The sequence below is a fragment of the Azospirillum doebereinerae genome (assembly GCF_003989665.1).
Lineage (GTDB): Bacteria > Pseudomonadota > Alphaproteobacteria > Azospirillales > Azospirillaceae > Azospirillum > Azospirillum doebereinerae.
In genome coordinates this window covers 1-17008 of record NZ_RZIJ01000044.1, presented here as the reverse complement: position 1 = coordinate 17008, position 17008 = coordinate 1, and the positions used below count along the sequence as shown (strand labels likewise).

The window sequence follows — 17008 nt, the reverse complement described above, 5'->3', positions numbered from 1 at the left end:
GACGAGGCCGGGCTTACGCCCGGCCTTTCGCGTTTCAGGGCTAAATCCCAGAATTCGGTTGGTCTTCGCACGTGCGAAAGCCTTACCCCGATCCGGGCGCGTTTTTCCCCGCCCTACCCCGAAAACCGTCATTATTGGTACACAAACGCATTATTTCCGGCAATTTCCGGAATCTTTTTTATTCGCACCTGCGAGATGAAGTTGAAAAACCCCTGTTGTGGATGCAGGGAAGCGGACGCTCCGGCGCCCTGCCCCGTTGGACTTTTCCCAAACCATCTCGCGGGACAATCATGGAAACCGGACCGACCGAGGAACGGGTGATCGTTCCTCTCGCCGAAGAACACGTCACCGTCCACAAGACCGTCCGCGCCTCCGGCGGGGTGCGGGTGCGCAAGACGGTGCAGGAGACCTTTCAGGACATCGACGAGACGGTGACCGTCCAGGACGTCACCGTGGAGCGCGTTCCGATCGGCCGCTGGATCGACCAGCCCGTGCCCGAGCGCCAGGAAGGCGACACGACGGTGATCCCGATCATCGAGGAGGTCGCCGTCATCGAGACGCGGCTCCGCCTCGTCGAGGAGATCCGCGTGACGCGGAGCGAATCGACCCGTCCCCTGCGGACCGCCGTTCCCGTGCGCCGGGAGCAGGTGGTCGTCGAGGACGTGTCCGCCGACGGCACCGTCACCAACCGACCGGCCATCCCTCGACCGGACCCTCCCCAACCGGCCCCTCCCCAATCGAACGACAGCCGCGCCATTCCGACGCCGGCCCCCGCCCTCAGGAGAACACCCATGACGACCATCATCGGCCTTTTCACCGAATCGAACGCCGCGTCGAAGGCCCACAAGGCAATCCTCGCGCTTGGCGGCCAGAAGGCGGACGTCCGCGTCTTCGAGTCCGGTTCCAAAGCTTCGGCGGAGGATCTGCGCTACGCCCTCTCCGGTCTTGAGATCGAGGACAAGGACATCAAGGCCCTGACCGGCGCGCTCGAACGCGGGGCGCTGATCGTCTCCGCCCTGGTCTCGGCCGACCAGACCGACGCGGTCACCGAGGCGATGACCGACAACGGCGCGCAAGGCACCGACGTCTTCGAAAACCCGGAAACGGACACGCTCGTCCTGCCGGAAGTCGAGGAAACCATGGGCGTGGCGAAGACGGCCGTCACCAGCGGCATCCGCGCCACCACCAAGGTCACCGAGCGTCCGGTCCAGCAGACCGTCACCCTGACAGAGGAGACCGTGCAGGCCCGCCGCCGCGAGGTCGACCGCGACCTGAGCCCCCAGGAGGCCGAGACCGCGTTCCAGGAAAAGACGATCGAGGTGACCGGCGTCTCCGAGGAGGCCGAAATCCGCAAGGCCGCCCGCCTGATCGGCGAGGTCGAGATCACCAAGAACTCGCAGCAGCGCAAGGAGACCGTCCGCGACACGGTCCGCAAGACCGAGGTCGAGACGCACAAGACCGGACCGCGCCGCTGATCCGGTAAAAGGCCGGCACGGCGTCCTCGTCCGCTTTGGAGGAGGGCGCCCGTGCCGTCACGCCCGGTCGAGCTTTTGCTGAATCGTCGCGACCCGCTCCCGCAGATCGTTGACGCAGGTCGTCCGGACCCAGCGGGCCAGATCGTCGGGGTGGCGGGTGGGTGCGTTCCGTTCCACGTAGCGCTCCACCGGCAGGCCGTCCCGCGCGCTGCGCGCCTGGAGCAGTTCCCAGTAGATCGGTTCCAGCCTGAGCGCGACGGGCGTCCCGTCGAGGGTCAAAGCGCGGCTTACCATGCAACGTCTCCTGCATCGTTCGCCGCTACTTTTAGCATCTGAAGTCGCTAATCATCAATTACGTAATTGATTGAAAATTGTAAAAGCTTATTCGCTAATAAGCTAAATAGTTAGATAGCAAATGAATTGATTTGCGCAGTTACGCAGGGCATGTTTCGCGCATGTCCGACAAACCCGTCTCTCTGACCATCAAGCTTGAACGCGACGACTGGAAAACCGTGCACGAGCACGCGCTCGCGCTGAAAATGGGCGGCGATGCCGCGCGAGGATCGATACAGGGCGTGGTCACGGCGGCGCTCGCCGATTATTTCCAAGCACACGGGCTCGGCGAACTCAAGACAAAGCCGGTCGGTCATGGCGGTCCGCGAAACCGGAACCGTGGCTGATCGCCTGCTTTCAAGTTTTTAAGACGTGCGGCATCCCCCTCTCTGGAGGGGAAAAGCCAAGTCTAAGCAGATTGTGCACATCCTGCTACGAGTGCCCCCACCTCATTCCTCCCCCGCTGGGCAGGGGAGGAGGCAGGATGCTTGTCGATGTTCAGCGGCAGTCCCCTCCCCCGCCCAGCGGGGGAGGGTTAGGGTGGGGGCATGCTCAGCCGAACTCACGCACATCCGCTCAGCGCCCTCTCCGGACCACCGCGCCGCAAGGGAAAACGACTCCGCCCCTGCAACGAATCGGACTTTGGCGTGTCTATGCCTTGGCAAAGGGCCAGCCGCCGTGCGGCGCCCCCCATCCGACCGACAAGGGAGCATGACATGCGCACGCTTTTCGCCGCCGCCGTTCCGGCGCTCCTCCTGATGGCCGCCGCGGTGCCGGGTCAGGCGCAGACGACCGCCACGCCCGCCGGGAAGGCCGAGGCCGTCGCCAACGGCACGATGGACACCGGCGCCCGCGAACTCACCCCCTCGCGCGACCTGATCGGCAAGCAGGTGGTCCACCGCCACGGCGGTCCGGTCGCCGGCACCATCCAGGACGTCACCAGCGGTTCCGACGGCCGGCCGGTCATCGCCCTGAAGGTGCCGAACAGCGACCGTCCGGTGATGCTCCACGCCTCCGATTTCGAGCGGCGCGGCGACAGCGTCGTCATCATGCACGACCCGGCCGCGGTCGATCAGTTCGCACGCTACGGCCAGCCGGGCGTCGGGTCCGGCAGCTCCACGGGAACCGCGCCGGGCACGGGGCAGTAACGGACCGTCGCGGTCAGGCGCCGCCGACGGTCAGCTCGCCAGCCAGCGCCTCGGCCATCAGCGCCTTGACGGCGTCCGGGCCGAGGCCGGAGGCGATCAGGCAGACCAGCTTGGCGAAGGACGCCTCGGGCGTCAGGTCGTAGGCGCCGACCGCGCCGACCGCCCCCAGCCCGGTGGCGTAGGCGCCGGGCAGGACGGAGCCGCCCTGGGCCTGGGTGTTGTCCATCACGATGACCCCCTTCCGGTTGGCGTCGGACAGCGCCGCCAGGAATTCCGGGTCGGTCGGGCCGTTGCCCTCGCCGAAGGCCAGCAGCACCAGCCCCTTCACCGGCGGGGTGGTGCCGGCCAGCACGGCCTTCACCGTGCTGGCCCGGAGGCCCGGATGCAGCCAGAGCATCGCCACGGAGAATTCGGCCAGCGCCGTCGCCTTGGTCGCCAGCGCCCGCTTGCGGGCGGCGAGGTTGGCCGGCACGGCGAGGGAGAAATCCTCCTCCGGCATCGGCAGCCACAGCGCGCGGTTCGCCGCGACGAAACTGCCCACCGTCGCCAGCGGCGGGAAATTGGGAGAGCCGAAGCCGGCGAAGCGGTTGGCGTCGACCTTGCGCGCGCGGTTGCCGCGCAGCAGCAGCGTGTCGAAATAGACGCAGACCTCCGGCAGCTCCAGCGTCCCGGCCAGCACCAGGGCGCCGACCAGATTGGGCAGCGCGTCGCTCAGCGTGAAGGACAGCGGCACCTGCGAGCCACCGAGGATCACCGGCTTGGACAGGCCGGGCAGCAGGAAGGACAGCGCCGAGGCCGTGTAGGCCATGGTGTCGGTGCCGTGCAGCACGACGAAGCCGTCGTAGTCCCCGTAGACGTCCAGGATGCGCTGCGCGATGAGCAGCCAGTCGGCCGGCGTCATCGCCGCGCTGTCGAGCGTCCGGTCGAGCCAGCCCATCGTCCAGCCCAGCTCCGGATGATCGGCGACCGTGTGGCCGGACAGGCCGGGCATGGACAGGACGAGCCGTTCGAAGGCCGGGCCGGGGATCGGGGCGAGCGCCCCTTGCGAGTCGGGTTCGCACCCGATGGTGCCGCCGGTGTACAGGACATAGACCTTCGCCATCGCTCGCCCCCAGTCGTTGCAGGGGAAACGATACGATGGGGCGGGGTCATTCCTCAACGAGCAAGCGACCGAACAACCGCACCGGCGCCAGGGAGGCCGGAGTTGAGACTGGAGTCGAGACCGGAGTCGCGGCGCGCGGGGCCGGCGGCACCGGGTTGTGGCTGAGCCGGAAGGGCCTGGGCTCCGCCGCCGCGACCGGCTTGGGACACGGCCGGTCGAGGCGGGCGGCCTCCAGGACCACGCTGGCCAGGGCATTGTACAGCAGCATGTTCGTCGTCCTCTCTCTTGGAGACGGAACATGGGCGCGCGCACATTCCCCTGGAAACGAATAGGCATTATGAGGTCATCACGATCCGTGATGACCGCCCGTTGCGGCCGCCCGTCGCCTCTGCTTGAATGGGAGGCAACTTCCGGTTCCCCATCCCCATGCCCGCCAACCTCGACACCGACCTGCTGCGCGCCTTCGTCGCGGTCGCCGAACAGCTCAGCTTCACCCGCGCGGGCGAGCGGCTGGGCCGCACCCAGGCGGCGGTCAGCCAGCAGGTCCGCCGGCTGGAGGACACCGTCGCCAAGCGGGTGTTCGAACGCGACACCCACGGCGTCCGCCTGACCCGCGACGGCGAGGTGCTGCTGGCCTACGCCCGGCGCATGCTGACCCTGAACGACGAGGTGATGTCGCTGATGCGCCGGACCACCACCGTCGCCAGCGTCCGCATCGGCACGCCCGACGACTACGCCACCATGCTGCTGCCCGAGGTGCTGGCCCGCTTCAACGCCGCCTACCCCGACGTGATGGTCGAGGTGATCTGCGACAACAGCCCCGATCTGGTCGCCGAGATCGACAAGGGCCGCTACGACCTCGCCCTGGTCACCCGCCGCTCCGACGACCGGGCCGGCGAGCTGGTGCGGCGCGAGCCGGTCTGTTGGGTGGCGCCGCCGCACGATCCCGCCGTCCGGCCGGTGGAGCTGTGCGATCCTTTGCCGCTGGCGTTGTTTCCCAAGGGCTGCGTGGTGCGCGACCTCGCCGTCGCCGCGCTGGAGCGGACGGGGCGCGACTGGCGCGTCGCCTTCACCAGCAAGAGCGTCGTCGCGGTGCACGGCGCGATCCTCGGCGGGCTGGGGGTGACGGCGATGGAGGACTGCACGATTCCGCCCAGCCTGCGCCGGCTGGGCGAGGCGGACGGCTTCCCGGCCTTGCCGGACATCGACATCGCCCTGCACCGGGCGCCCGGCCAGTTGCCCAAGCCCGTGCGGCTGCTGGCCGACGCCATCCACGATCTGGTGGGAGAAACCGCGCGATGACGACACGCTGGACCATCCCGGCCTCCCTGCTGGCCGCCGCCCTGTTGTGCCTGCCGGCGGCCCTGCCCGCGCGGGCGCAGAGCCCGGTCGCCATCGGCGCGCCCTTGACCGGCGAGGTGGTGCTGAACCGCGACATCGAGGTGCGGATCAGCCCCAACGAGGACGCCCGCATCGTCATGACCCTGAAGCAGGGCAAGGCGCTGAACGCGCTGGGCACGCCGCGCGGCACCTTCTGGACGGAGGTCGCCATCGGCGGCCAGCCGATCGGCTACGTCCCCGCCGACAGCCTGGACCCGGCCCTGATGGTCACCGGCCGCCCGGCGGTCGGCGGCGAGGGGCCGAAGCCGGCCAAGCCCGCCGCCGGCAAGGCCCCCCTTGGCAATCCGGCCGAGCCGAACCCCAGCACCCGCAGCGCCGCCGTGGTGCCGCGCGCGGCCTGGGACAAGGCGGCGCAGGCGCCGGGCCAGGGCTACGTCGTCGCCGCCAAGCCGGTCAGCGCCACCGAGTTCCTCAACACCCGCAAGCGGCGCGGCTTCACCCTGCGCAAGGGCGACGTGCTGGGCGTCATCAGCGTCGCCGACGGGCAGGCGACGCTGGCCCTGCCGGCGGGCACCCGCGCGACGGCGCCGGTGGACGGGCTGGTCGGGGTGGTGGCGCCCTACCCGCTGCCCGGCATGCCGCCGATCGAGCCGGGCATGCTCTACGCCGCCAAGCTCGGCGAATACGTCAGCTACGGCGAGGGGCTGCGCGCTTGGCAGCAGTTCACCGCCGGCCCCGGCAGCGCCTACCGCGACCTGCCGCCGATGGTCTGGCCGGTGTTCAAGAGCGCCCGCACGCTCTACGACGTCGGCATCGGCCCCTTCACGCGGTTGCAGGTGGACAACGCCTGCGGCACCCTGGCGCAGCGCGGGCTCGACTGCACGGTGATCGAACTCGACACATTCTGATATTCGTTAAGCTTTCATCGCCATTGTGTGGCGGCCCTTGCGCAACGGCCATTGGTGGCCGCCCCGCTGACCCGGACGATCCCGCGATGACCAACGCCGACCTGCCCGCCCCCGACGACGACGGCGACGACCTGTTCTTCCTGGACGAGCGGGACGAGGCGGAGTCCGCCGCCGGAACCGTCGAGACCGTCCACCGCTGGAAGATGCTGATCGTCGACGACGAGCCGGAGGTCCATTCGATCACCAAGCTCGTGCTGTCCGATTTCGCCTACAAGGGACGCCCGGCGCACTTCATCTCCGCCCATTCGGCGGCGGAGGCGCGGGAGATCCTGGCGCGCGAGAGCGACATCGCCATGATCCTGCTCGACGTGGTGATGGAGACCGAGGACGCCGGGCTGACGCTGGTCCACCACATCCGCGAGGAGCTGAAGAACCGCCACGTCCGCATCATCCTGCGCACCGGCCAGCCGGGGCAGGCGCCGGAGCGGGCGGTCATCCTCGACTACGACATCAACGACTACAAGGCGAAGACGCAGCTCACCGCCCAGCAGCTCTTCACCACCACCGTCGCGGCGCTGCGGTCCTACGAGGACATCATGGCCATCGAGGCCAACCGCCGGGGGCTGGAGAAGATCATCGAGGCATCCTCCTCGCTGTTCCGGGCGCGCTCGATGAAGCTGTTCGCGGCGGGGGTGTTGACTCAACTCTCCGGCCTGCTCGGCGTCGGCCCCGACGCGATCCTCTGCGTGCAGCGCGGGCCGATCCTGGGCGGGCAGAGCGACGGGCTCTACGTGCTGGCCGGGTCGGGCCGCTTCGAGGCGCTGATCAACGAATCGGCGACCGAGCATGTTGAGCCCGCCGTGATGGGCGCGGTGGTCGCCTGCCTGGAAAGCCGCAACCACCATTACTCCGCCGACCACTGCACGCTCTACATCCGCACGCCCAACAACCGCGAGAACGTCGTCTACCTGCGCTCCGACCGGCCGTTGTCCGACCTGGACCGCGAGCTGATCGAGGTGTTCTGCGGCAAGATCTCGGTCGGCTTCGACAATCTGCACCTCTACGAGCAACTCCACCGCGCGCAGCAAGGCACCCTGGCGGTGCTGGCCGACCTCGCCGAGAACCGGCCCGGCCCGGTGGAGGATGCCGCGACGGCCGCGACGGACGGCGATTCCCGCGTCGCGCGCACGCTCCGCATCGCCACGGTGGCGGAGCGGATCGCCCGGCAACTGCACGCGGCGCACCGCTTTCCCACGGACATCGACGAGTCCTTCCTGGCGATCATCGGCCTCGCGGCGGTGCTGCACGACGTCGGCAACGCCAGCGTCGATCCGGCGATCCTGGGCAAGACCGGCCCGCTGGACGCGGCGGAGCGCGCCACCATGCAGCGCCACACCGTCGCCGGGGGCGACCTGCTGGACCGGGCCAGCCGCCTGACGGAGGGGCACACCCATCTGCATCTGGGCGCCGAAGTGGCGCGCCGCCATCACGAGAACTGGGACGGCACCGGCTACCCCGACGGTCTGGCCGGACCGGCCATCCCGGTCGGCGCCCGGATCGTCGCGGTCGCCGACGCCTACGACGCGATGACCCGCGAACGGCCCTACCGCGCGGCGCTGGGGCATGAGGGCGCGGTTGCCGAGATCCGCCGCCAATCGGGGACGCGCTTCGATCCTGTGGTTGTGGAGGCGTTTCTGGCCGTGGCGCCGGAGCTGCCGGCCGGCTGAGCGGGGCGCCCAGCGTCCTGGAGAGCGTGCGCTCAGCCGCGTGTCAGCAATTCCACCGCCGCGCGCAACGGGGCGACCTGCACCGGTTTGTGCAGCAACATGCAGCCCAGCGCCTGGGCCTCCTCCTGCCGCTCCGGCGTCGTGTCGCCGGTCAGGATGATGGCCGGGACCGGCTTTCCGGCGAAGCCGCGCAGCCGCTCCACCGCTTCGGCCCCGGTGCGTCCGGCCGGCAGGTAATGATCGGCGATGATCAGGCTCGGCGGTCGGGTCAGCGTCGACAGGGATTGCTCCAGCGCCGCGAGGCTCAAGGCCGTCACCACCTCGAAACCCCAACTGTCCAGCAGCAGCGACAAGCCCTCGACGATCGCCCGGTCGTCGTCCAACACGACGATCAGCGGCGTGGCATTGGGTTGATCGTCCACGTCGCACATCCCCCCGTCTTCCATCGTTCCGGTCATGGCTTGGATTTCCCGCTCCATCCAGCAACTTTTAGATTAAGGCAAGAGAAGATGAGCAATCGGCCTCAAGGCTGTGCCTTTGCCGTGACATAATCCTTATTCGAGCAGTGCCCTACAAAAACACATCAAAATCAAGATAACTCTTGATCAAGAGTCGCTAATCTTCCGATTCTTTTACACAGAGACATACTCCAGTCCTCAGTTATAAACTCGTGGGTGAAACGCTCAATCCTGAAAAATTGCATATGCATGTTCTCTTGATTGGCCAAGCGATTGATAAAAAGAAGCCCCCGCCGAGGCGGAGGCTTCTTTTTAAAAAGGCCTGTCGAAAGAAAGTTATGTGCGGAGATTACCGCCCGTCGCCTTGATCACGGCCGCGACGACCTTTTGCCCGACCGCTTCGATGGCCTCGTCGGTCAGGGTGGCGGTGGTCGGCTGGTAGGTGACCGAGACCGCGACCGACTTGCGCCCCTCGCCCACGCCCGGCCCCTGGTAGACGTCGAACACGGCGACGTCCTTGACCAGCGCCTTGTCGGCGCTCTTCACCGCGCGCAGGATCTTGTCGGCCTCGACCTCCTGACCCACGACGAAGGCGAAGTCGCGCTCGACCGGCTGGAAGGCGGAGAGCTGGACCATCGGCTTGGCGGTGCCGCCCTTCTTCTTGGGCAGCGGGACGGCGTCCAGCAGCACCTCGAAGCCGACGACCGGCCCCTTGACGCCCAGAGTGTCCAGCACCGACGGGTGGATTTCGCCGAAACGCGCCATCACCGTGGGGCCGAGCCGCAGCACGCCCGAGCGGCCGGGGTGGTACCAGCCCGGCGCGTCGGTGGTGGCCTGCAGGTTGGCGGTCGGCGCGCCGGCCGCCTCCAGCACCGCCAGCGCGTCGGCCTTGGCGTCGTAGAGATCCACGGCCCGCGCCTTCTCCGACCAGTGGCGCGGCACCGCCGCGCCGGCGCGGATGCCGGCGGCGACCGTGTCCTGCCCGTCCGGGGTGGGGCTGCGGAAGGCGGCGCCGACCTCGAACAGCCGCACGTCGGCGTAGCCGCGGTCGGCGTTGCGGCCGGCGGCCTGGATCAGGTTCGGCAGAACGGACGGGCGCATCACGTCGAGGTCGCTGCTGATCGGGTTGACCAGCCGCAGCCCCTCGTTGGTGGCTCCGAACAGCGCCGCGACCGGCGACGCCAGGAACGACCACGTCACCGCCTCCGACAACCCGCGCGCCGCCAGCGTGCGGCGGGCCTGCGCCACCCGGCGCTGCTTGAGCGTCAGGGCCGGGCGGGTCAGCACGGTCTCGCGCGGCAGCGGCGTCGCCGGAATGGCGTCGAAGCCGTGGACGCGCAGCACCTCCTCCACCAGATCGGCCTCGCCGTGGACGTCGGCGCGCCAGGACGGGACGCCGACGTGCAGGGAGCCGTTGTCGTCCTCGCTCTCAATGGTGAAGCCGAGGTCGGTCAGGATGCGGATCTGCCGGTCCTGGTCGAGATCGACGCCGCCCAGGGTCTTGACCCGGCCGGGACGCAGGGTCAGCGTGCGGCGCCATTGCGGCTCGGAGCCGGCGATCACCAGTTCCGAGGCCTCGCCGCCGCAGATCTCCAGGATCAGGCGGGTGGCGCGCTCGACACCGGAGACGACCGCCGCCGGATCGACGCCGCGCTCAAGGCGATAGCGCGCGTCCGACTCGACGCCCAGCCGGCGGCCGGTCTGCGCGGTGCGGACCGTGTCGAAGATCGCGGCTTCGAGGAACAGGGTGGTGGTCGATTCGGTGCAGCCCGACGGCTCGCCGCCGACGATGCCGGCCAGCGCCTCGGCCCGCTCATGGTCGGCGATGACCGTCATGGCGGGATCGAGCGCGTACTCCTTGCCGTTCAGCGCGGCCAGCGTCTCGCCCTCGCGCGCCATGCGCACGACGATGCCGCCCTTGACCTTGTCGGCGTCGAAGACGTGCAGCGGCCGCGACAGGTCGAAGGTGATGTAGTTGGTGATGTCCACCAGCGCCGAGATCGGGCGCAGGCCGATGGCGGTCAGCTTGTCCTGCATCCACTGCGGCGACGGACCGTTCCTGACGCCCCGGATGGTGCGGCCGACGTAGAGCGGGCAGGCGTCGGGCGCCTCGATGGTCACGCCGATCGGGCTGGGGAAGGAGCCGGCCACCGGGGTGGCGTCCAGCCGGCCCTCGGTCTGCGGCTTCAGCGTGCCGAGCCCGGCCGCCGCGAGATCGCGGGCGATGCCGCGCACCCCGGCGCAATCGGCGCGGTCGGGGGTGAGGTTGATGTCGATGACCGGGTCGTTCAGCCCGGCGTAGTCGGCGAAGCTCGCCCCCACCGGCGCGTCGTCCGGCAGCTCGATGATGCCGTCATGCTCGTCGGAGAGCTTCAGCTCGCGCTTGGAGCACATCATGCCGTTCGACTCGACGCCGCGGATGACGCCCTTCTTCAGCGTGATGTCGGAGCCGGGGATGTAGGCCCCCTCCGCCGCGAAGACGCCCTTCATGCCGGCGCGCGCGTTGGGCGCGCCGCAGACGACCTGGAGCGTCTTGGTGCCGGTGTCGACCATCAGCACGCGCAGCTTGTCGGCGTCGGGGTGCTTCTCCGCCGAGACGACGTAAGCGACGTGGAAGGGCGCCAACTCCTTGGAGCGGTCGTGGATTCCTTCGACCTCCAGCCCGAGGGCGGTGAGCTTTTCGGTGATCTGGTCGAGCGTGGCGCCGGTATCCAGATGGTCCTTCAGCCAGGACAGCGTGAACTTCATGGAACCGGCTCCTTACCGCGTCAGCCCTTGGGCGATGTTGGGAATGTCGAGCGGCACGAAGCCGTAATGCTTCAGCCAGCGCAGGTCGGCCTCGAAGAAGGTGCGCAAATCGGGGATGCCGTATTTCAGCATCGCCACGCGCTCCACCCCCATGCCGAAGGCGAAGCCCTGGTACTTGGTGCTGTCGATGCCGCAGGCTTCCAGCACGTTGGGGTGCACCATGCCGCAGCCGAGGATCTCCAGCCAGTCGCCGTAATTCCCCAGCTTCAGCTCGCCGCCCTTGCGCGAGCAGCCGATGTCGACCTCCGCCGAGGGCTCGGTGAAGGGGAAGAAGCTGGGGCGGAAGCGCAGCGGCAGGTCGTCCACGTCGAAGAAGGCGCGGCAGAACTCCACGAGGCAGCCCTTCAGGTGCCCCATGTTGGTCGCCTCGTCGATGACCAGCCCCTCGATCTGGTGGAACATCGGGGTGTGGGTCATGTCGTAGTCGGAGCGGTAGGTCCGCCCCGGCGCGATGATGCGGATCGGCGGCTTCTGGTTCAGCATGGTGCGGACCTGCACCGGGCTGGTGTGGGTGCGCAGCAGCATCTTCTTGTCCCCGTTGTCGGGGAGATAGAAGGTGTCGTGCATGTCGCGCGCCGGGTGGCCTGGTGGGAAGTTCAGGGCGGTGAAGTTGTGGAAATCGTCCTCGATGTCCGGCCCTTCCGCCACCGCGAAACCCATTTCGGCGAAGATGGCGACCATCTCGTCCATGGTCTGGGTGATCGGGTGGATGCGGCCCTCGGCCTCCGGGCGGACCGGCAGGGTGATGTCCAGGCGCTCCGCCTCCAGCCGCGCCTTCATGTGGGCGCTGGCGAGGTCGGCCTTGCGGGCGTCGAGGGCTGCGGCGATCTCGTCCTTCAGGGCGTTCAGCGCCTGGCCGCGCTCCTTGCGCTCCTCGGGGCTGAGCCCGCCCAGCTCCTTCATGAAACCGGTGATGCGTCCCTTCTTGCCGAGCGCGTTGACGCGCACCTCGTCCAGCGCCGGCAGATCGGCGGCGGCGTTGACCAGCGACAGAAGTTCGTCTTTCAGCGCGTCGAGCATGGCGGTTCCCGGCAAGCGAGGAGAAGAAATAAGGGGCAAAACGAAAAGGGAGCCGGCCCCAGCGGCCCGGCTCCCTTCTCTTGCAACTGGCGCCTTCGTGGAAGCGTCCGTGACCTTAGGTCACGAATGCCTTACGCGGCGGCCTTGGAGGCGAGCGCGGCCTGGGCCTGATCCACCAAGGTCTTGAAGGCCTCCGGCTCGCGCGCGGCCAGATCGGAGAGGACCTTGCGGTCGATCTCGATGCCGGCGAGCTTGATGCCGTTGATGAAGCGCGAGTAGGTCAGGCCGTACTGACGGACGCCGGCGTTGATGCGCTGGATCCACAGGGCGCGGAAATCGCGCTTCTTGTTGCGACGGTCGCGGTAGGCGTAACGAAGCGCCTTTTCGACCTTCTCGATCGCAATGCGGAAGTTCTTGGAATTGCGACCCCGATAGCCCTTGGCGAGCTTCAGAATCTTGCGGTGACGGGCGTGCGTGGTGACGCCGCGCTTAACACGAGCCATGAGTTCAGATCCTTACCAGTATCAGGCGTTGCGCAGCCAGTTCTTCAACACCGTGCGGGCGTTGGAGTCGCACAGGGTCATCATGCCGCGCGCGTTGCGCTTCATGCTCGGGGACTTCTGCTCGAGGCAGTGGCGCTTGAACGCCGCCTGGGCGCGGACCTTGCCGGACGCGGTCACCTTGAAACGCTTCTTGGCGCCGCTCTTGGTCTTCAGCTTGGGCATTTTGGGTTCCTATCGGATAGGGTCGACTTCCATCGGACGGGTGGGCATGCCCTGGGCCTCTCGGTCCAGCCTCGCCGCCCGTGGAAGGATCGCCTTATACGCGCGAGGGCGCCGCGACGCAAGAGGGCGTTCATGGGCGGGGGCGGATTGCGGAGGTGCGGCTGCGCGGTTGCCCCCACCCTGCCTTCCCCGCTGGGCGGGGGAGGGGAACGTTCCTGAACGCCGACAAGGCTCCTACCCCCTCCCCCGCTCAGCGGGGGAGGGATGGGGTGGGGGCAACCGGGGCCGGAGCCAAGCCATTACGATTCGAAAAGCCATCTGATGGAAAAGGGCAAGACGCGGTAGGATTGCCATCATCGGAGTTGAGCTTTTCCACAGGAGTCCACCCCCATGCCCGATGTCGTCCTCCGCGATTTGCCGGCGCTTCGCCTGACCGGCTTCCAGCATCGTGGCCCCTACCAGCAGATCGGCGCCACCTTCGACCGGCTGATGGCCTGGGCCGGCGAGCACGGTCTGGTCGGGCCGCAGACCCGCTGCTTCGGCGTCTATTACGACAACCCGCGCGTGGTGGCGCCGGAGTCGCTGCGCGCCTTCGCCGGCCTGTCGCTGGATTCGTCGGCCGTTCCGGACGGCGGCGCCGTCACCGTGGACCTCCCGGCCGGGCGCCACGCCGTCCTGACCCACAAGGGACCGTACGCGGGCCTCCAGGCCACCTACCTGTGGTTCTACGACACCTGGATTCCCCAGAGCGGCGAAAAGCCCGACCCCGAGCGCCCCTCCTACGAGGAGTATCTCAACAACCCGCGCGACCTTCCGCCGGAGGAGTGGTTGACGCACATCGCGGCGCCGCTGCGGTAGAGCCGGGGACGGGTGCGGTGGTAAGGTCCGCCCGACCCGTCCTCCCCAAGCCCGAGCAGCCTTCCATGAGCATCGACGACCTGCGCGCCCAGTACGAGGCCTACCCCTACCCGGCGCGCGACCCGGCCGACGAGAAGAAGCGGCTGGTCACCGGCTCGCCCAGCCATCTCGACGAAGTCGTCCACTACGTCTTCGGCGGGCGGCTCGACCGCGACCGGCCGCTGCGCGTCCTGGTGGCCGGCGGCGGCACGGGCGACGGCACCATCATGCTCGCCCAGCAGTTGGCCGATTCCGGCAACGCGGGCCATGTCACCTATCTGGATCTGTCGGAAGCCAGCCAAGCCGTCGCCCGCGCGCGGGCCGAGGCGCGCGGCCTGACCAACATCGACTTCCGGCGCGGCTCGCTGCTGGAGTTGGAGGGGCTGGGGCCGTTCGACTACATCGACTGCTGCGGCGTGCTGCACCATCTGGACGACCCGGCGGCGGGGCTGCGCTCGTTGGCCGGAGCCCTGGCGCCCGGCGGCGGCATCGGTCTGATGGTCTACGCGCCGCTCGGCCGCACCGGCGTTTACCCGATGCAGGCGGCGCTGCGCGCCATGACCGAGGGCCTGCCCCCGGCGGAGAAGGTGGCTCTGGCCCGCCGGCTGGTGCAGCAGCTTCCCCCGTCCAACTGGCTGCTCGCCAACCCCTTCGTCACCGACCACCGGCAGGCCGACGCCAACCTCTACGACCTGTTGCTGCACTCCAGCGACCGCCCCTACAGCGTCGGCGAACTGGCCGAACTGGCGGAGAGCGCCGGGCTGGCCATCGGCGCGTTGATCGACCCGGCGCGCTACGACCCGGCAACCTGGATCAAGGATCCCCGCCTGCTGAAGCGGCTGGAGGGCCTGTCCTGGCTGGAGCGCGCCGCCTGGACCGAGCGGGTGACCGGCGGCATGACCAAGCACGTCGCCTATCTGCTGCGCCCCGCCGACCTCGACGGCGCCGTCGCCCGCCCGGACGGGCCGGAGGTGATACCGGTGCTGCGCGACCTCGACGGCCCGGCGCTGGCGAAGAGCCTGCCCCCCGGCGGCAGCCTGGAGGTGGAGCTGCTGGGCAGCCTGATCCCGATCCCGCTGCCGCGTCTGGCCGGCCCGATCCTGGCGCGGGCGGACGGCAAGGCGACGCTGGGCGACATCCACGCCGCCATCGCCGCGACCTCGGGCGCCAGCTGGGACCAGTTCCTCACCCAGTTCCAGCAGCTGTTCAAGGCGCTGGGCGGCGTCGGCAAGATGCACCTGCGCCGCTGAAGACGGAGGATGGCGGGCCGGATCAGTCCGCCATCCCTCCTTCCGGCTGCGGCCCGGCGCTGAGGAAGCCGCGATAGGCCGGGTTGTCGGTCTCGTCCCAGTACGGGTAGCCGAGATCGTCCAGGCTGCGCTTCAACTGCGCCCGCTCCTCCACCGGCACCTGGATGCCGGCCAGCACCCGCCCGTAATCGGCCCCGTGGTTGCGGTAGTGGAACAGCGAAATGTTCCAGTGGCCCGACAGCCCGTCGAGGAACTTCAGCAAAGCGCCGGGGCGCTCGGGGAACTGGAAGCGGTGGATCACCTCGTCCTGCAAGCCCGGAACCCGGCCGCCGACCATGTAGCGGACGTGCAGCTTGGCCATCTCGTTGTCGCTCATGTCGAGCACGGGATAGCCGTTCCCGCGCAGCATCGCGATGATCTGCGCCTTCTCGCGCTCGCCGTCGGACAATCGGACGCCGACGAAGATGCGGGCGGCCGAGGGATCGGCGTAGCGGTAATTGAACTCGGTGATCGAGCGGGTGCCCAGCAGCCGGATGAAGGCACGGTAGCTGTCCGGCTTCTCCGGGATGGTGACGGCCAGCAGGGCCTCGCGATGCTCGCCGATCTCGGCCCGCTCCGCGATGTGGCGGAGCCGGTCGAAGTTCATGTTGGCGCCGCTGTTGATCGCGATCAGGGCGCCGCCGGGCGCCGCCCCCGCTTCCGTCCGCGTCTCCGCGTATTTCTTCAGCCCGGCGAGGCTGACGGCGCCGGACGGCTCGGCGATGGCGCGGGTGTCCTCGAAGAGATCCTTCACGGCGGCGCAGATCTCGTCGGTTCCGACGGTGATCACGCCGTCGAGCAGGTCGCGGCACAGCCGGAAGGTCTCCTCGCCCGCCTGCCGCACGGCGACGCCGTCGGCGAACAGGCCCACTTGGTTGAGGATGACCCGGTCGCCGGCCGCGATGGCGGCGGCCATGCTCGCCGCCTCCTCCGGCTCGACGCCGATGACCTTCACGTCGGGGCGCAGGAACTTGATGTAGACGGCGACCCCGGCGGCCAGCCCGCCGCCGCCGACCGGCACGAACACCGCCTCGATGGGGTCGGGGTGCTGGCGCAGGATCTCCATCCCGACCGTGCCCTGGCCGGCGATCACGTCGGGGTCGTCGTAGGGGTGGATGAAGGTCAGTCCCTGCTCGGCTTCGAGCTGGCGGGCGTGGGCATAGGCCTCGTCGAAGCTCTCGCCGTGCAGCACGACCTCGCCGCCCCGGCTCCGGACCGCCTGGATCTTGATGTCCGGGGTGGTGCGCGGCATGACGATGATCGCCGACGCCTTCAACGCCTGCGCGGCCAGGGCCACGCCCTGGGCGTGGTTGCCGGCCGAGGCGCAGATCACGCCCTTGTCGAGTTGCTCGCGCGCCAGCCCGGCCATCTTGTTGTAGGCGCCGCGCAGCTTGAACGAGAACACCGGCTGAAGGTCTTCCCGCTTGACGCGGACCGCGCATCCCAGGCGCTGCGACAGGCGCGGCATGGCATCGAGCGGGCTTTCCATCGCAACGTCGTAGACACGGGCCGCGAGAATTTTCCGGATGTAGTCCTGCACGTCTGGTCAACCTGTCTGGATCGCGGGTTTGCGGTCACGCTGGCAAGAACAGGCGGCTTGCGGACCGACAAGGAGGTCTGGTCTAAAGACACGGGTCTCCGTGTCAAGATCAAACACGAAAAAGCCCCTGAAAGCGTTTTGCTTTCAAGGGCTTTTTGATTTGGTTGCGGGGGCAGGATTTGAACCTGCGGCCTTCAGGTTATGAGCCTGACGAGCTACCGGGCTGCTCCACCCCGC

Annotated in this window: 17 protein-coding genes; 8 read left to right on the top strand and 9 right to left on the bottom strand. The window is 68.7% G+C overall.

What is annotated here, in order from left to right; translation table 11 throughout:
- The first annotated feature begins 290 nt into the window (after nt 1–290).
- Nucleotides 291–1475: a DUF2382 domain-containing protein gene (locus EJ913_RS29655; protein ID WP_185910006.1), complete on the top strand. Its 1185-nt coding sequence runs from the start codon at nt 291–293 to the stop codon at nt 1473–1475.
- Nucleotides 1476–1532: 57 nt separating this feature from the next.
- Here the strand turns inward: EJ913_RS29655 and EJ913_RS29650 are convergent, their stop codons facing one another.
- Nucleotides 1533–1769, bottom strand: a complete 237-nt coding sequence (locus EJ913_RS29650; RefSeq protein ID WP_127004768.1) for a ribbon-helix-helix domain-containing protein — start codon at nt 1767–1769, stop codon at nt 1533–1535.
- Between the two features lie 161 nt (nt 1770–1930).
- On the opposite strand from EJ913_RS29650, the gene EJ913_RS29645 reads away from it, so the two are divergent.
- Nucleotides 1931–2155: a hypothetical protein gene (locus tag EJ913_RS29645; protein WP_127004766.1), complete on the top strand. Its 225-nt coding sequence runs from the start codon at nt 1931–1933 to the stop codon at nt 2153–2155.
- A gap of 369 nt (nt 2156–2524) precedes the next feature.
- Nucleotides 2525–2956, top strand: a complete 432-nt coding sequence (locus EJ913_RS29640) for a hypothetical protein (protein ID WP_127004764.1) — start codon at nt 2525–2527, stop codon at nt 2954–2956.
- A gap of 13 nt (nt 2957–2969) precedes the next feature.
- Here EJ913_RS29640 and EJ913_RS29635 read toward each other — a convergent pair whose 3' ends face one another.
- Both EJ913_RS29635 and EJ913_RS29630 read right to left on the bottom strand, forming a co-directional pair.
- A complete protein-coding gene (locus EJ913_RS29635) occupies nt 2970–4058 on the bottom strand; it encodes an asparaginase domain-containing protein (RefSeq protein ID WP_127004762.1) in 1089 nt (362 codons plus the stop codon).
- 46 nt (nt 4059–4104) lie between these two features.
- Complete coding sequence (locus tag EJ913_RS29630; protein ID WP_127004760.1) at nt 4105–4326, bottom strand: hypothetical protein; 222 nt, start codon at nt 4324–4326, stop codon at nt 4105–4107.
- Between the two features lie 158 nt (nt 4327–4484).
- Here EJ913_RS29630 and EJ913_RS29625 point away from each other — a divergent pair, with 158 nt between their 5' ends.
- The 3 genes from EJ913_RS29625 (at nt 4485) to EJ913_RS29615 (ending at nt 8034) form a co-directional block, all read left to right on the top strand.
- Complete coding sequence (locus tag EJ913_RS29625) at nt 4485–5360, top strand: LysR substrate-binding domain-containing protein (RefSeq protein ID WP_127004758.1); 876 nt, start codon at nt 4485–4487, stop codon at nt 5358–5360.
- A complete protein-coding gene (locus EJ913_RS29620; RefSeq protein WP_238521238.1) occupies nt 5357–6307 on the top strand; it encodes an SH3 domain-containing protein in 951 nt (316 codons plus the stop codon). Before EJ913_RS29625 ends, EJ913_RS29620 begins: the two co-directional genes overlap by 4 nt.
- 86 nt (nt 6308–6393) lie before the next feature.
- Nucleotides 6394–8034, top strand: coding sequence for a DUF3369 domain-containing protein (locus EJ913_RS29615; protein ID WP_127004756.1), 1641 nt, complete (start codon nt 6394–6396; stop codon nt 8032–8034).
- A gap of 32 nt (nt 8035–8066) precedes the next feature.
- On the opposite strand, the gene EJ913_RS29610 is transcribed toward EJ913_RS29615, so the two are convergent.
- The 5 genes from EJ913_RS29610 to rpmI all read right to left on the bottom strand — a co-directional run bounded on the left by EJ913_RS29610 (nt 8067) and on the right by rpmI (nt 13045).
- Nucleotides 8067–8492 carry a response regulator gene (locus tag EJ913_RS29610; RefSeq protein ID WP_238521236.1) on the bottom strand — a complete coding sequence of 142 codons (426 nt, stop codon included), beginning with the start codon at nt 8490–8492 and terminating at the stop codon, nt 8067–8069.
- A 336-nt stretch (nt 8493–8828) separates the two neighbouring features.
- Nucleotides 8829–11240 carry a phenylalanine--tRNA ligase subunit beta gene (gene pheT / locus EJ913_RS29605; protein ID WP_127004754.1) on the bottom strand — a complete coding sequence of 804 codons (2412 nt, stop codon included), beginning with the start codon at nt 11238–11240 and terminating at the stop codon, nt 8829–8831.
- Nucleotides 11241–11252: 12 nt separating this feature from the next.
- Nucleotides 11253–12320, bottom strand: coding sequence for a phenylalanine--tRNA ligase subunit alpha (gene pheS, locus EJ913_RS29600; protein ID WP_127004752.1), 1068 nt, complete (start codon nt 12318–12320; stop codon nt 11253–11255).
- Between the two features lie 131 nt (nt 12321–12451).
- Nucleotides 12452–12823, bottom strand: coding sequence for a 50S ribosomal protein L20 (rplT, locus tag EJ913_RS29595; protein ID WP_127004750.1), 372 nt, complete (start codon nt 12821–12823; stop codon nt 12452–12454).
- Nucleotides 12824–12844: 21 nt separating this feature from the next.
- Complete coding sequence (gene rpmI / locus EJ913_RS29590; RefSeq protein WP_127004748.1) at nt 12845–13045, bottom strand: 50S ribosomal protein L35; 201 nt, start codon at nt 13043–13045, stop codon at nt 12845–12847.
- A 390-nt stretch (nt 13046–13435) separates the two neighbouring features.
- Between rpmI and EJ913_RS29585 the strand changes: the two genes are divergently transcribed.
- The gene (locus tag EJ913_RS29585; protein ID WP_127004746.1) at nt 13436–13903 is read left to right on the top strand and encodes an AraC family transcriptional regulator; all 468 of its coding nucleotides are present in this window, start codon (nt 13436–13438) and stop codon (nt 13901–13903) included.
- Nucleotides 13904–13968: 65 nt separating this feature from the next.
- Nucleotides 13969–15192 carry a class I SAM-dependent methyltransferase gene (locus tag EJ913_RS29580; RefSeq protein ID WP_127004744.1) on the top strand — a complete coding sequence of 408 codons (1224 nt, stop codon included), beginning with the start codon at nt 13969–13971 and terminating at the stop codon, nt 15190–15192.
- A gap of 22 nt (nt 15193–15214) precedes the next feature.
- Here the strand turns inward: EJ913_RS29580 and ilvA are convergent, their stop codons facing one another.
- The gene (gene ilvA, locus EJ913_RS29575) at nt 15215–16771 is read right to left on the bottom strand and encodes a threonine ammonia-lyase, biosynthetic (RefSeq protein WP_127004742.1); all 1557 of its coding nucleotides are present in this window, start codon (nt 16769–16771) and stop codon (nt 15215–15217) included.
- Between the last annotated feature and the right edge of the window lie 237 nt (nt 16772–17008).

What these genes read in the sequence shown, in the direction of transcription:
- EJ913_RS29610 (WP_238521236.1), bottom strand. Translation starts at nt 8,492, where the DNA reads ATGACCGGAACGATGGAAGACGGGGGGATGTGCGACGTGGACGATCAA.
- EJ913_RS29630 (WP_127004760.1), bottom strand. Translation starts at nt 4,326, where the DNA reads ATGCTGCTGTACAATGCCCTGGCCAGCGTGGTCCTGGAGGCCGCCCGC.
- pheT (WP_127004754.1), bottom strand. Translation starts at nt 11,240, where the DNA reads ATGAAGTTCACGCTGTCCTGGCTGAAGGACCATCTGGATACCGGCGCC.
- EJ913_RS29640 (WP_127004764.1), top strand. Translation starts at nt 2,525, where the DNA reads ATGCGCACGCTTTTCGCCGCCGCCGTTCCGGCGCTCCTCCTGATGGCC.
- EJ913_RS29645 (WP_127004766.1), top strand. Translation starts at nt 1,931, where the DNA reads ATGTCCGACAAACCCGTCTCTCTGACCATCAAGCTTGAACGCGACGAC.
- EJ913_RS29620 (WP_238521238.1), top strand. Translation starts at nt 5,357, where the DNA reads ATGACGACACGCTGGACCATCCCGGCCTCCCTGCTGGCCGCCGCCCTG.
- EJ913_RS29650 (WP_127004768.1), bottom strand. Translation starts at nt 1,769, where the DNA reads ATGGTAAGCCGCGCTTTGACCCTCGACGGGACGCCCGTCGCGCTCAGG.
- EJ913_RS29580 (WP_127004744.1), top strand. Translation starts at nt 13,969, where the DNA reads ATGAGCATCGACGACCTGCGCGCCCAGTACGAGGCCTACCCCTACCCG.
- EJ913_RS29655 (WP_185910006.1), top strand. Translation starts at nt 291, where the DNA reads ATGGAAACCGGACCGACCGAGGAACGGGTGATCGTTCCTCTCGCCGAA.
- rpmI (WP_127004748.1), bottom strand. Translation starts at nt 13,045, where the DNA reads ATGCCCAAGCTGAAGACCAAGAGCGGCGCCAAGAAGCGTTTCAAGGTG.
- EJ913_RS29635 (WP_127004762.1), bottom strand. Translation starts at nt 4,058, where the DNA reads ATGGCGAAGGTCTATGTCCTGTACACCGGCGGCACCATCGGGTGCGAA.
- EJ913_RS29625 (WP_127004758.1), top strand. Translation starts at nt 4,485, where the DNA reads ATGCCCGCCAACCTCGACACCGACCTGCTGCGCGCCTTCGTCGCGGTC.
- pheS (WP_127004752.1), bottom strand. Translation starts at nt 12,320, where the DNA reads ATGCTCGACGCGCTGAAAGACGAACTTCTGTCGCTGGTCAACGCCGCC.
- EJ913_RS29615 (WP_127004756.1), top strand. Translation starts at nt 6,394, where the DNA reads ATGACCAACGCCGACCTGCCCGCCCCCGACGACGACGGCGACGACCTG.
- EJ913_RS29585 (WP_127004746.1), top strand. Translation starts at nt 13,436, where the DNA reads ATGCCCGATGTCGTCCTCCGCGATTTGCCGGCGCTTCGCCTGACCGGC.
- rplT (WP_127004750.1), bottom strand. Translation starts at nt 12,823, where the DNA reads ATGGCTCGTGTTAAGCGCGGCGTCACCACGCACGCCCGTCACCGCAAG.